The organism is Azospirillum sp. TSO5 (assembly GCF_003116065.1).
In the GTDB taxonomy this organism is placed as follows: Bacteria; Pseudomonadota; Alphaproteobacteria; order Azospirillales; family Azospirillaceae; genus Azospirillum.
Genome location: NZ_LGQY01000030.1, coordinates 52,692 through 65,322, shown reverse-complemented (window position 1 = coordinate 65,322; position 12,631 = coordinate 52,692). Strand labels below are relative to the sequence as shown.

Sequence of the window (12,631 nt, the reverse complement as noted above, 5' to 3'; positions counted from 1 at the left end):
TTCATATTGCCTCATCACCATCCCCATAGGCGCCGAGCGGGGGTGAGCCCATGCGGATATTGTTCGGGTGGCATCTGGATGGGCCGAGCTGGCCGGAAACCTGTGACGGGACGGCCGCCGGCCTGGACACCGACATTGTCGGACCGGCCGGGCTGATCCGCCTCCTGGAAACCAGGCTCGGGCTTGGCGGGCCGGAGGTTTCGCCCGCTCTGCGCATCGCACAGTATCTGGCGCGGCTGCGCGCGGTCGACGACGGACGGCGCTTCTTCAGCCGGTCGCTGGCGGCCGATGGCTGGTCGGTCGCCCGTATGCTGCTGGGCTGGCGCGATGCCCTGGTCGAAGCGGGGTGGGACGGTGGTGCTCAGGGCGGCGTGCCGGGCGACGGCGGGCGGCTCGACACGCTGGCGGAGGTGGAGCGAGCGCCGGGAATGCTGGCGCCGGGGCCAGGCGAGCGCCTGCGTGCCGTCACCGCCGCGCTGGAGTCGCCGCGGCGAACCCGCCTGTCGGAACTGCGCCTTGCCACGCCGGAAGAGCTTCTGCCCGAGCCATGGCGTCGCCTGCTGCGGCGGCTGGCGGCTGGCGGGACGGCGGTGCGCCCCTGCCACCTGCCGGAACCGGCGGGGAACGGCGACCTTGCGGCACTGGGGCGGCGGTTGAGCGGCCTTTCCCAAGAGTCCGCATGGCGGGGCGACGGCTCCGTCACGCTGCTGGAGGCCGACGATGAATGGCTGGCGGCGGAGGCGGTGGCCGGTTGGCTTGCCGCCGCGTCCGGGGGCAACCACGGCGTCGCGATCATCCGCGGCCAGCGCACCATGCTGCTCGACGAGGCGTGTCACCGGCTGGGTCTGCCGCGCGTCGGTGGGGCAGGGCGGTCGCGCTGGCGAGCCGCCGTCCAGGTGCTGCCGCTGGCCTTCGCCACGGCGTGGGAGCCGGTGGACGTCCACCGGCTGATGGAGTTGCTGACTCTGCCGCAGTCGCCGATCCCCGCGAGCGTGGCCGAGATCTTTGCTGCCGCCTTGCAGAAGGCTCCCGGCATCGGAGGTCCGGCCTGGCAGGAGGCGTGGCGCAGCGCACTCAGCCGCCGCCGTACCCGCCTTGAAGAGCGCGGCCTTTCGGAACGGGACATCGCCCGCCGCCTTGCCGAGGAGGAGCGCGTATGGCGCGGCTGGCTGGAGATGCCGCGCATCGCCGAGGCCGATGGCATTCCGGCGCCGGCGGCAGTCGCCCTGTGCCGTCGGGTCGCCGATTGGGCAACCGGACGCGCCCGGCTGGGCGACGATATGCTGACCGTGGTTGCCGCCCAGGCCGGCGCGATGGCAGAGGTGGTCGCCGCCAGCGGGCTGGCCCGCATCCCCAAGCCGCAGATCGACCGCATGTTGGATTCGGTGATCGCCGACGGGGCGGCGGTGCCGGTCGGCGGGGCGGAGGCGGCGCCCTGGACTGTGGTGGACGAACCGGGGCAAATCTGGGGGCCGGCGCGCGCCGTGGTCTGGTGGGGCTTCCTCGACGGCGGAACCGGTATGGCCACCGCGCCGTGGAGCAATGCCGAGCGGGCGGCGCTGGCCGCCGCCGGCTGTTTGCCGGAAGCGGCGACGCAGGCGTTGCGGCGCGAGGCATGGGCGTGGCGCCTGCCGGTCCTGAACGCGTCCGAGCGGTTGATCCTGGTGAAACCCCGCGCCATTGCCGGGGAACCGGCGGCGGCCCATCCGCTTTGGCATGAAATCGAGCCGATTCTGCACGACCTGACCCAGGGCCGCGACTGCGCGGTGCAGGCGTCCGCCCTGCTGCTGGCGGACCGCGCGCCGCTGGCCGGGCGGGTGGTGGAGCGCTCGCGTCTCGAGGTTGGTCGTTCGCCCGAACCGCGCCGCCTGTGGCGGGTGCCGCCGAACGCCGTGCCGATGCGCGGGCGGGAGTCGGCGACCAGCCTGAACCGCCTGCTCGGCTGCCCCTTCGCCTGGACATTGCAGTATGCGGCCGGGGTCCGGCCGGGCGCCCTGCGCCGGATTCCGGATGGATCGCAGCTGGTCGGCACTCTCGCCCACGCGGTCCTGGCGGAGCTGTTCACCGAGCGTCCGGACTGGCCGGCGGAGGAGGCGGCGCGGCGGGCGGCCGCCCAATTCGACCGCCTGCTTCCGGTGCTGGCGGCACCGCTTTTGCGGCCGGGGCAGGGGCTGGAGCTGGAACGCGCCCGCGTCGCGGTGGCCGATGCGGCGCGTACGCTGGCCGGCCTGATCGGCGCTGCAGGGCTGACAGTGCGCGGCTGCGAGCTGGGTTCGAAGAGAGCCTGGCGGGCGGCATTACCGTCGACGGCACGGTGGACATGCTTCTGGAGGACGGCATGGGCAGCCCGGTCATCCTCGACCTGAAATGGAGCGGTTCGGACAAGCACCGCCGGCAGGAGATCGCCGAAGGCCGCGCCATCCAGCTTGCCGTGTATGGCCGGCTGGTGGGCGGGGACGGGGCGTCCGTCCCGGCCGGCTATTTCATGTTGGCCCAGCAGCGCCTGCTGTTCACCGGTCCGACGCCTTTTCCAGCCCACGCCCATATTCCCGGCAGCGACCTGCCCGAGGTCTGGCGGAGCGCCTGGGACAGCCGGACCCACCAGCTCGACCGCCTGCGCCGTGGCGAGATCATGGCTGCGGGCATAGCCGACACCGGCGGCGACGATGCCGGGGCGCCGGCCATCGTCCTCACCCCTCCCTGCCGCATCTGCGATTACGGACGCCTGTGCGGCGTCGGGAGCAACCAGCCGTGACCACCGATTCTCCGATTGCCGCTGCGTCCTTTCCGTCCCTCTCCCCCATCGACGTGGTGACGGCCAGCGCAGGCACCGGCAAGACCTATCGTCTCGCCACCGCCTTCCGCGATGCCGTCGCGGCCGGGACGGAGCCTGGGCGTATCCTGGCGACCACCTTCACCCGCAAGGCGGCGGCGGAACTGCTGGAGCGGGTGCGCGGGCGCCTGATCGCGGAGGGGCACGGCGATGCCGCGCGCGACGCCCTGACCGGCGCGATCGGAACGGTCAACGCGGTCTTCGGGCACATCGCGTCGGACTTCGCGCTGGAGGCGGGGCGCTCTCCGGTGGCCGACGTGATCGGCGAGGATCGGATGGCCGCTCTGTTCGCCTCGGCCGCCGACACCGTCATCCGCCGCCACGGCCCGGCCATCGAACCGGCGGCGTGGCGCCTGCGGGTGGAGGATTGGCGAGACCTCGTCCGCATGGTCAGCGCCTTTGCCCGGCAGAACGCCATCGCTCCGGCAGATCTGACGGGGTCGGCCGCGCGCTCGCTGGATGGGCTGCTGGCGCTGCTGCCGCCGCCGGCCGCCGATGGTGCCGCACTCGACGCCGCACTGGCCTTTGCGGTTCAGGACGCCGTGTCGGCCATCGAAGGGGGTGGCGAGGTCACCGTCAAGAAGACCATGGAAGCGCTCGTCCTGCTGAAGGAGGCCGCGGCGGCGCTGGCCAACGGACGGCCGCTGGCCTGGGCGGCCTGGGTGCGCCTCGCCAAGCTCGACGCCGGGGCGCGCTGGAGGGGCGTGACGAAAGCGGTCGTCACCGCCGCCGAGGCGCATGGGCGCCATCCCCGCCTGCACGCCGACCTGCGCGCCCTGGTGGAAGGCGTGTTCACCTGCGCGGCCGAGGCGATGGCCGATTATGCGGAGTTCAAGCGGACCCAGGGCCTGGTCGATTTCGTCGACCAGGAGCAGGAGGCTCTGGCCTTGCTACGCCGCCCCGATGTTCGGAGCCTGCTGGCCGAGCAGTTCGAACTGGCGTTGGTGGACGAGTTCCAGGACACCAGTCCGATTCAGCTCGCCCTGTTCCTGGAACTGGCAGGGATCGTCCGGCGCTCCGTCTGGGTCGGCGATGCCAAGCAGGCGATCTACGGCTTCCGAGGCACCGACCCCGACCTGATCCGCGCCGTCGTCGCGCAGGTGCCGCCGGCAACAGGCGGCCGGCCGGAACGGCTTCCGCGCAGCTACCGCTCCCGTCCCGGTCTGGTGGCCTTCCACAACGACCTGTTCGGTGCCGCCTTTCCGCCCACCGGCATCCCGCAGGACCAGACCATCGTCAGCGAGTGCGACCGCAGCGACCCGCCGGGGGAGCCACCGCCGCTGGAAGTGTGGACGCTGGAGGGCAGGAGTTGGGACAAGGCGCTGGCCGCACTCGCGCGCGGCGTGGCCAACCGGCTGGCCGCGTGCGGGGAGGATGGCACGCTTCGCGGATCGGACATCGCCGTGCTGTGCCGGTCCAACGAGCGATGCGCGTCCGCCGCCGCCGCCTTCGCCGCCGCCGGGCTGAAGGTCGCCATCGGGCGCACCGGGCTGACCGCAACGCCGGAGGCCGGTCTGGCGCTCGCGGCTCTGCGCTATCTGGTCGATCCCGGCGACACGCTGGCAATGGTCGAGATGGCCCATCTGTCCGCAGTGCCGGATACTGCACAGGGGCAGCCGGAATGGCTGGAGGCGTGGCTGGCACCGGACGCCGCCCGGCGCGCGCGGGAGAGATCGCCGGTTCTGCGCGCCCTGGACGCTGCACGCGCCCGGCTGCTGCACCTGACGCCGGTGGAGGCGCTCGAGGTGGCGATCACTGCCGGGTCGGTGACCGACGCCGTCCTGCGCTGGGGCTGCGTCGCGGAACGGCTCGGCAATCTCGACGCCCTGCGCGGGCTTGCCAGGGCTTACGAGGACGACTGCCGGGCGCGCCGTGCCGCCGCGACCGCCGGCGGTCTGATCGGCTTTTTGTCCGACGCCGAAGAGGGCGGCGAACGGCCGCCCAGCGGCGACCGCGACGCCGTACAGGTGATGACGATCCAAACCGTCCGGTTTCGCTTCGTGTTGCAGTTTACCACCCATCCCGCCCCGCCGTATGTCCGGCTTTTCGGCGGTTTTGTTGTCTCTGCCACGTTGCAGTGTCCGGCCATCACCACTGTTGCGGTCTCGCGGCCAGCAAACTGCAACACGGTTTCAGCCGCTTCTGTCTTTCGCACGCCGGTCGCTCGCGCGGCGTAGCCGGTTCGACACCATCATCTGGAGCGTGAGGATCGGTGCGAAGTGCAAGTCGCTGCGAAGCGGCGGCTCACTTCGCGCCGATCCGAGCGCAACCATCTTTGCCATCGCCGGACGCTCGGCAGAGCGTAAGCGTCGTCCCCAGATTGGAGGCGGCGACCGCCTGGACCACGAACTCGGGGATATCGTGGACGAGCAGACCGGATGTGACTTCCCAGTAGCGCACCGAGCGCTCGGCCACCACCAAGACCGTAGTAAGTAATGATTTCGTCGCAGCGAAGCGTGCGGAAGCACGGATCGTCGCGCTGGAGCATCGTCATTCCGATGGCCTCACTTCATAGATTCCATCACCATCGGGCGTTCTGCCAAATCCGTTCAGCGCCGTAGATATCCTACTCGGCAAAGTGAACAACAACGACGGCTAAGTTCGCTGGCGGCGGCCATCTTTGGTACATCTCCCTCCTTTTATGACCTATTGATTCAGGTTGTCGACGCCTCGGTATACTTGAAAATAACGCATTCAGTAGTAATCGATATCCTGATCAGGCGTCAGCGCCAACAGCCCCTTTTCCAAAGAGGTCCACACTAAACGCAAATCCCTTAGGTCTTCCTTCGTAAATTCACGTGCGTGATGCGACGCAGCCCTCAAATCACCGGCCTTGTCAATCAACTCCCGCAGCTCATCTGTGTCGGAAAACCCGGCAGAGAAAATTGCTTCAAAGTGCTCTGGGTGCGTCATGATGTCTTTGTAGTGAGCGTAGTCCGCATGCTCAATCACAAAGCCACCCCGCTTCCTCCATTTTCCAAGCAAGCCTTTGCACCCGCAGGCAGAAAGACGATCCTCAACCCAATCCTCTCCATATTCGATTTCCATGGAGACATCGATTATATCCCTAAGCACAATTTCATATTTATGGACGAGGGATTTTGCCGCTCGGAAGTGCGTCGACTCCCTTGCACCTCTCAACCGCTCTCGAAAGCGCTGCCGTTTTTCTGAAATCGATAGCAGTCGGACCCGCGGCCAATGCGGCAAATGAAGCCCGGCCGAATCCAGAAAATTCCGGTAGCTGCCGAGTGACTCAAAGGGTCGGGCCCTGCCCCGGAAACGGCAAAAACCGCTGGCTGGGCGCCGACGGCCTCGCTGTCGCGAATAGGTGCATGTTGTGGCACTACGCCGATATGCGCAACACCGGGGTCACGCTTTGCGGCTGGAGCGTAATGGTTCCTTGTCATGCTGGCATAAACAGCAGTTTCCGTTCCGCCACCATGGACAGACGAAATTTTAGCCACACGAAAATCGATAGATAGATTGTGTCGCATGATATACCCTTTTGAAGTGTGCATTCTTGCGGATTTGATTGAAAACCATCAGATATGGTGATGGCATTCTCATTTTTGTGACGAAGAGAGAACCATGAAGAAAGTAGGTTTGACGCGCGCGATCAAAGCGCTTCGGGAGGAGCTTGCCGAGGCGATCAGACACGGAAAGGAGGAGGATCTCCGCTTTGCAGTTGACGGCATCGACCTTGAGCTTGCGGTCGCTTGCGAGGTTGGCGGCAACGGTGAGCTCAGCTTCCAGGTGTTGGGAATGGGCGGAAAGTTGGGCGGGAAAGCCGGAGGAACGGCCACCCATCGGGTGAAGCTGTCGCTGAAGGTGGCGGACAGAGACGGCGCTTCGGTGAGCACGCTGGTGAGCGCTCCGGTTTCTCGTCGTCCGGAGTGAGCCGGATCGCAGCACCGAATTTGAGGATGGCCTATGATGCTGGATCGGGAACTGTTGGTTGAAATTTATTCAGCCGCCAACAGGGTGGGCAAGTTTCAGGAGATTGGAACCGGCTATCCGGTTGGGCCAGGGCGTATTTTGACCGCGCGGCATGTTCTGGGTGAGACGGAAAACTCCAAGATTGAAGTCCGCTGGCGCAATCAGCTTGGCCCGGCCCGAGAATGGCGCGAAGCGCGGATCGTATGGGAGCGGCCAGACCTGGACGTCGCCGTTCTGGCTTGTGATGCTCCCGACGGGCTTCAGAACCAATATGGAAGCGTCTCGGAATGGGAGCCGCGCAACAACCATCGTTGGAACAGTCTCGGATTTGCCAGATGTGGATGGGTAGAGGACAAGGACAATCTCCAAACCGAGGCCACGCCACTCAAAGGGACCTGCCATCAGCGCCATTCCCGGGATAATACGTTTCATCTTCTGGTCGATGGGGCGACAAGCCTGCCCGACGGCTGGCAAGGCGTGTCGGGATGCCCGGTGTTTGTGGATGGCTCCATCATCGGTATTGTCGTGCGGTGCCCGAAGGATTTTGACCAAGAACGGTTGCTGGCCGTTTCCGCTCGATCCTTCTCCCAAGATCCCGCGTTTCGAGAGGCACTGCACCGTCCTAAGGCCAACCCGCATAGAACGCGTGTCCGCAAAGCGATGGTCGAGGCGCTGAAGCAGCATGAGTGGCTTCGCGACATCATTCTGTTGAGAGAGGGGGAGAGGCTCACCGCCGAGGAACTGACCGACCGATTGCTGAACAAGCCCTTGCAAGACTTCCTGCTCGATTTCCGTCATGCCTGTCGTGAGGTGGAAGAGACACCACCGGATTGTGATGCCCCCCAGAGCGTGATCAGCCGCTTGGCGCTTTTCGCATGTCCCGTTCTTGTGGTCCCACCCGACCAGGACGGGCTGCTAGCCGAGATCGCAACGAGAACAAACGCGGAAGTCAGTATGGCCAGTTTCGATCGACGGGATCCCAAATTCGTCCTGACCGACCGTGAGCCTGTCGGAGAATACGCAATCCCAGCCTCCCCACCCGCTGGCTTTGAGAAGATTCGCGGAGAATTTTCCGATCAGCTTGACAAACACATCTTCAAGAAGGCCGCTCTCTACACCATCGAGGAATCAGAACATCAAGAGTCGATAGAAATAATTAATAGTTTCTTGTTGGAGCAACGTAGCCTTCGGAGTTCGCTTTATTATACCATTGACCAAAGAATTTTGAAGGATCCGGACCTCGTTCGGAATACTGTTGATTTTCTATCAGACCGTTACAAAGGCCTTCGCGTAATACAATTGAGCGAAGACAGTGAGCATCGCGTGGTGCAGGCCGCGATTGCCCGTCACATTGCCTTTTTCCTGTCCCACGCATCTGGATCGGCCCGATGACCTTCCTGTCCGTTCCTTCAGGGTCCACCATCTCTCTGGACACGCCGTCGGGCCTGCCCGAGCAGGTGCATGTCTTCGATCAATCCAGCATCGACGCCATCAGCACGGCGATGGCGGCCCGGCGACCTTTGCTGGTGCGGGGTGAACCGGGCGTTGGCAAAAGCCAACTCGCCCGCGCCGCCGCGATGGCGTTGAAGCGCGTTTATCTTCAACATGTCGTCGACTCCCGCAGCGAAGCCCGCGATCTGCTCTATCGCTTCGACGCCGTCGAACGTTTGGCCGAAGCCCAAATGGCCGGTGCCCTGCGCGAGGACCCGCAAGCCGTCCGCAATCGGCTGGCGATCGCCAACCATCTCTGCCCTGGTCCGTTGTGGTGGGCGTTCGATTGGGCAGGCGCGATGGAGCGGGCGGCGGTCAGCGGCGCATCCGCCCCAACGCAGCAGCCAGGCGACCCAGCCAACGGCTGCGTGGTGCTGATCGACGAGATCGACAAGGCCGAACCGGAATTCCCCAACGGTCTTCTCGAAGCCCTGGGGGCCGGCGCCTTCACCCCGCCCGGACATGACGGAACGGTGACGTTGACCGGAACCATGCCGCTGGTCATCATCACCAGCAATGAAGAGCGCGCGCTGCCTGACGCCTTCCTGCGCCGCTGTGTGGTTCTGTGCCTTGAACTGCCCAAAACGAGGGACGGTTTGATCGCCCATTTGGTGGAACGGGGGCGGTCCCACTTTCCAGATGTGGCTGAGACGGTCCTGCTCAAGGCGGCCGATCAATTGGCCTCCGACCGGGCGCAGGCCAAGACCAACCGTTGGACGCCGCTGCCAGGGCAGGCGGAGTATCTCGATCTGATCCGCGCCTTGCGGGAACTGGCACGCAACGACCCGATTGAGCAAGAAAGGCTCATGGACGTCATTGCAGGCTATGTCCTGACAAAGCACAAGGGAGCCGACTGACCGATGCCCGCCACCTGTGGACGCGCCGATCTGCTTCGGGCCTTGGTCGCGGGTGGACCGACGGGGCTGGCGGCGGCGGCGGCGTTGCTGGGATACCACCCCAGCCCCGTGCCAACGCCCATGCCCCAGATGCCCAAACCGGACGAGTCCCTTACGGGCGATGCGCCTCCGCCCCTCATCGATTCCGTGTCGCCCACACCGACGGAGTGGCCGGAGGCGCCCTTCTGGCAACCTGTCGCCCGCACCGTTCTGGACACCGCTGACGAGGGCCGCGCGGACGAATCCGCTCCAAACTCTCCCCAGCCCCCGGTGCCGGTGAACTGGAGCGGTCGTCCGACCCGTCGGCCCTCCTGGCTATCGTTGGAACCTTGGCGTCGCCTGTTGCCCCGCTTGCGCGGCCACGTTGCGGTTCGGACCGACGGCGTCGAACTGGACATCGACGCGGCGGTCCCCCGCATCACCGAGGGGCAAAGGCTGGATCGGCTGCCACGGCGACAGCGCCGGCGCTGGGGGGCAATGCTTCAGGTGATCGACGACCGCAGCCGACGTCTGACGCCCTTTTGGAACGATCAAGATCAGGTGTGCGCGTGGCTGACCACGCTGTTTCCGCCGGGTGGGCTGGAGCGCGCGCGGTCTTTTGACGGCTCCACGCCCCGGATGTGGCAAGCCGGATCGGGATTCAGCCAGCCTTATCGAGCGCCACCGCCGGGCACGCTGGTGCTGGTGTTGGGCGATTTGGGCAGCTTGGCCCATGATCCGCGCTGTGTCCGCAACTGGGTGGAGTTTGGCCGTCGCGTGCGCTCGGCGGGCGGCCTGCCGGTTGCCCTGTTGCCGTGCCCGCCGTCGCGCTGGCCCGCGTCGCTGCGGCGGGTCTGGCGCTTGGTGGAGTGGGAACGACAAAGCGCCTTGGAAAGCGGCCGTCGCAACGTCACGACAGAACAGGGCGTGGCGGAAGAGGGGGCGGCGGATCGGCTTCTGCGTCTGCTGTCCCCAGCCATCCGGGTGGAACCCGGTCTGCTGCGCGACGTCCGCCGCGCCCTGCTGCCCAGCGCCGACGCGGCGGCGGAGGCCGATTTTTGGCAGAATGCGGCACTGGCCAGCGATTCCAGTGTCGCCGCCACCCTTGCCCCTGACGTCGCCGCGTCCCTGCGCCAGGATTTTGACGCGGAAGAACCGGAGATTCGCCACGCGTTGCTGGAACTGGTGCGGCGTTGGAGGGCCGGCTTGTCCGCCGATGTCTGGTTTGAGGAGGTGATCAGCCTTGGGGCGGACAGCCGCTCTCTCCTGCCTCCGTCCGAAGTGACGGAGGCGGCGACCCGCTTCGACCAGCTCAGCCGCTGGGCGCCGACCATCCACGACCCGTTGGCGCGGGCAGAAATGGCGCATGCGCTGCGCGGCTTGCTTCACCGACTCCCCCGGACCATCGGCACGGACACGCGGGTTGGTGCCGCCATGGAGCGCTTGTGGCGGATGACCGAATCCGACGCTGGTGCGGGGGAATCGCCGCGTCTCATCCACCTGCGGCAGAGCGGCGGCGACCTTGTGGCGGTGGCCGAGGGGGACGACGCGCGGTCCGGCAGCCCGCTGGCCCGGGTCTGGACCGCCGATGGCCTGATCGTCGTCACCGAAGGCGACGCCCGCAACGGCTTCTGGAAGACCGGCGCGCCGCCGTTCTGGGCGCGGGACTGGGGGTGGGACGAAATCGGGGCGTGGGTGACGTTCGCGATCAATGACGTGACCCAGCGTCTGCGCTGGATTCCGCCGGGCCGCTTTCTGATGGGATCGCCCGACGATGAACAGGAGCGCGATGACGATGAAGGTCCGCAGCATCTGGTGATGCTGAGCCGTGGCTATTGGCTGTTCGACACGGCCTGCACACAGGCGCTGTGGCGGGCGGTGATGGGTGAGAACCCAAGCCGTTTCACGGGCGACGACCGTCGTCCGGTGGAGCGCGTCAGTTGGAATGACGTTCAGGGCTTCCTGAAACGGTTGAACGGGTGGGTTCCGGGGCTTGATCTGTGCCTGCCGACGGAGGCGCAATGGGAACACGCCTGCCGGGCGGGAACGACGACACCCTTCAGCTTCGGTGCCACGATCACGCCGGAGCAGGCGAATTATAACGGGAATTCTCCGTATGCCGACGGCCCCAAGGGGCTATACCGGAAAAGTACGGCTTCGGTCGGGAGCCTGCCGCCGAACGCGTGGGGTTTGTATGAGATGCACGGCAATGTGTGGGAATGGTGCGCCGATGGGCAGCGGGACTATACGGCCGAGGAGGCAACCGACCCACGCGGCCCGGAGAGCGCCGGCGCCGATCGCGTCCTTCGCGGCGGGTCCTGGAACAGCCACGCGCGGTTCGCCCGCGCCGCGTGCCGCTACGGGTACCACCCGGATGACCGCAACTACCTCATTGGCTTTCGGTGCGCCCGAGTTCAGGAAGGGAATCAGGCCAGTCCTAAGGACGCAGCGGAGCCGACGGCCCCGGCGTTGCCCCGGCTGGCGGAGCGCCGGGGAACGCAGGGGGCGGCGGGCGGAGTGGTCCTGCGCGTTGCCTCCGGGACTGGCGGGGGGGCGCGGTGCCCATGGCCCCAGGCTCTGGTTGTCCGCATCCACACGGATCGTGAGGAGCTGCGCGTCGAACGGATCACCCTGCCCTCATGGGCCGCCGCGCTGGGCCGTGACCGTTTCGGCCTGTGGGCGGAGATCGTGGTGGAGCCGGAGGACGGCGGGGAGTCCGTGACCCAGCGTCTGCGCTGGATTCCGCCGGGGCGTTTCCTGATGGGATCGCGGGAGGATGAGCCGGAGCGCTACGACGATGAAGGGCCGCAGCACTTGGTGACGTTGAGCCGTGGGTATTGGCTGTTCGACACGGCCTGCACACAGGCGCTGTGGCGCGCGGTGATGGGCAAGAACCCGAGCCATTTTAAAGGTAACGACCGTCATCCGGTGGACAATGTCAGTTGGCATGACGTTCAGGGGTTCCTGAGGCGGCTGAACGCGCGGGTTCCGGGGCTTGATCTCTGTCTGCCGACGGAGGCGCAATGGGAGCACGCCTGCCGTGCCGGAACGACGACACCCTTCAGCTTTGGGAGTGCGATCACGCACGAGCAGGTGAATTGTAACGGGAATCATCCGTATGCCGACGGCCCCAAGGGGCCTTTCCGGCAAAGCACGGTTCCGGTGGGGAGCCTGCCGCCCAACCCCTGGGGTCTGTACGAGATGCATGGCAATCTGTGGGAATGGTGCGCCGATGGGCAACGGAACTACACGGCCGAGCCGGCAACCGACCCGCGCGGCCCGGAAAGCGTCGTCGCCGAGCGCGTCCGTCGCGGCGGGTCCTGGGACGGCGGCGCGCGGAACGCCCGCGCCGCGCGCCGCTCCGGGGGCCACCCGGATGCCCACTACAGCGGCATTGGCTTTCGGTGCGCCCGAGTTAAGGCATAGCGGGTCGGCCAGAGGGCAGCATCGGCCGACTTGCCGCTCGGCCGCTCCAAGCGGAGCGGCGGGGTGCCAT

Annotated in this window: 9 protein-coding genes; 7 read left to right on the top strand and 2 right to left on the bottom strand. The window is 66.6% G+C overall.

Going from position 1 to position 12,631, the window contains the following annotated elements; all coding sequences use genetic code 11:
* The first annotated feature begins 50 nt into the window (after positions 1-50).
* Genes TSO5_RS33650 through TSO5_RS09030 form a run of 3 tightly spaced genes read left to right on the top strand, consistent with a single transcriptional unit; the run spans position 51 to position 5,010 of the window.
* Positions 51-2,366 carry a PD-(D/E)XK nuclease family protein gene (locus TSO5_RS33650; protein WP_282183501.1) on the top strand — a complete coding sequence of 772 codons (2,316 nt, stop codon included), beginning with the start codon at positions 51-53 and terminating at the stop codon, positions 2,364-2,366.
* Positions 2,321-2,755 (top strand): PD-(D/E)XK nuclease family protein, encoded by a 435-nt coding sequence (locus tag TSO5_RS33645; RefSeq protein WP_282183503.1) that lies wholly within the window; start codon positions 2,321-2,323, stop codon positions 2,753-2,755. The genes TSO5_RS33650 and TSO5_RS33645 overlap by 46 nt, the downstream gene beginning before the upstream one ends.
* Entirely contained in the window at positions 2,752-5,010 is a 2,259-nt protein-coding gene (locus tag TSO5_RS09030) for a UvrD-helicase domain-containing protein (protein WP_247870658.1), read from the top strand. Before TSO5_RS33645 ends, TSO5_RS09030 begins: the two co-directional genes overlap by 4 nt.
* Positions 5,011-5,077: 67 nt before the next feature.
* Here the strand turns inward: TSO5_RS09030 and TSO5_RS32660 are convergent, their stop codons facing one another.
* Both TSO5_RS32660 and TSO5_RS09025 read right to left on the bottom strand, forming a co-directional pair.
* Entirely contained in the window at positions 5,078-5,248 is a 171-nt protein-coding gene (locus TSO5_RS32660; RefSeq protein WP_158282388.1) for a hypothetical protein, read from the bottom strand.
* A gap of 279 nt (positions 5,249-5,527) precedes the next feature.
* The gene (locus TSO5_RS09025; RefSeq protein ID WP_146203714.1) at positions 5,528-5,881 is read right to left on the bottom strand and encodes a hypothetical protein; all 354 of its coding nucleotides are present in this window, start codon (positions 5,879-5,881) and stop codon (positions 5,528-5,530) included.
* Between the two features lie 540 nt (positions 5,882-6,421).
* Here TSO5_RS09025 and TSO5_RS09020 point away from each other — a divergent pair.
* From TSO5_RS09020 to TSO5_RS32920, 4 genes are all read left to right on the top strand, one after another.
* On the top strand, positions 6,422-6,730 hold the full coding sequence (locus TSO5_RS09020) for a trypco2 family protein (protein WP_109151271.1): 309 nt from the start codon (positions 6,422-6,424) through the stop codon (positions 6,728-6,730).
* Between the two features lie 33 nt (positions 6,731-6,763).
* Positions 6,764-8,161, top strand: coding sequence for a serine protease (locus TSO5_RS32165; RefSeq protein WP_146203713.1), 1,398 nt, complete (start codon positions 6,764-6,766; stop codon positions 8,159-8,161).
* Positions 8,158-9,117 (top strand): MoxR family ATPase, encoded by a 960-nt coding sequence (locus TSO5_RS09010; RefSeq protein WP_109151269.1) that lies wholly within the window; start codon positions 8,158-8,160, stop codon positions 9,115-9,117. Before TSO5_RS32165 ends, TSO5_RS09010 begins: the two co-directional genes overlap by 4 nt.
* 516 nt (positions 9,118-9,633) lie before the next feature.
* On the top strand, positions 9,634-12,561 hold the full coding sequence (locus TSO5_RS32920; protein ID WP_199230834.1) for a formylglycine-generating enzyme family protein: 2,928 nt from the start codon (positions 9,634-9,636) through the stop codon (positions 12,559-12,561).
* Positions 12,562-12,631: the final 70 nt, after the last annotated feature.

Coding starts and splice junctions, on each gene's coding strand:
- TSO5_RS33650 (WP_282183501.1), top strand. CDS start 51: ATGCGGATATTGTTCGGGTGGCATCTGGATGGGCCGAGCTGGCCGGAA.
- TSO5_RS33645 (WP_282183503.1), top strand. CDS start 2,321: ATGCTTCTGGAGGACGGCATGGGCAGCCCGGTCATCCTCGACCTGAAA.
- TSO5_RS09025 (WP_146203714.1), bottom strand. CDS start 5,881: ATGGAAATCGAATATGGAGAGGATTGGGTTGAGGATCGTCTTTCTGCC.
- TSO5_RS09020 (WP_109151271.1), top strand. CDS start 6,422: ATGAAGAAAGTAGGTTTGACGCGCGCGATCAAAGCGCTTCGGGAGGAG.
- TSO5_RS32165 (WP_146203713.1), top strand. CDS start 6,764: ATGATGCTGGATCGGGAACTGTTGGTTGAAATTTATTCAGCCGCCAAC.
- TSO5_RS09010 (WP_109151269.1), top strand. CDS start 8,158: ATGACCTTCCTGTCCGTTCCTTCAGGGTCCACCATCTCTCTGGACACG.
- TSO5_RS32920 (WP_199230834.1), top strand. CDS start 9,634: ATGCTTCAGGTGATCGACGACCGCAGCCGACGTCTGACGCCCTTTTGG.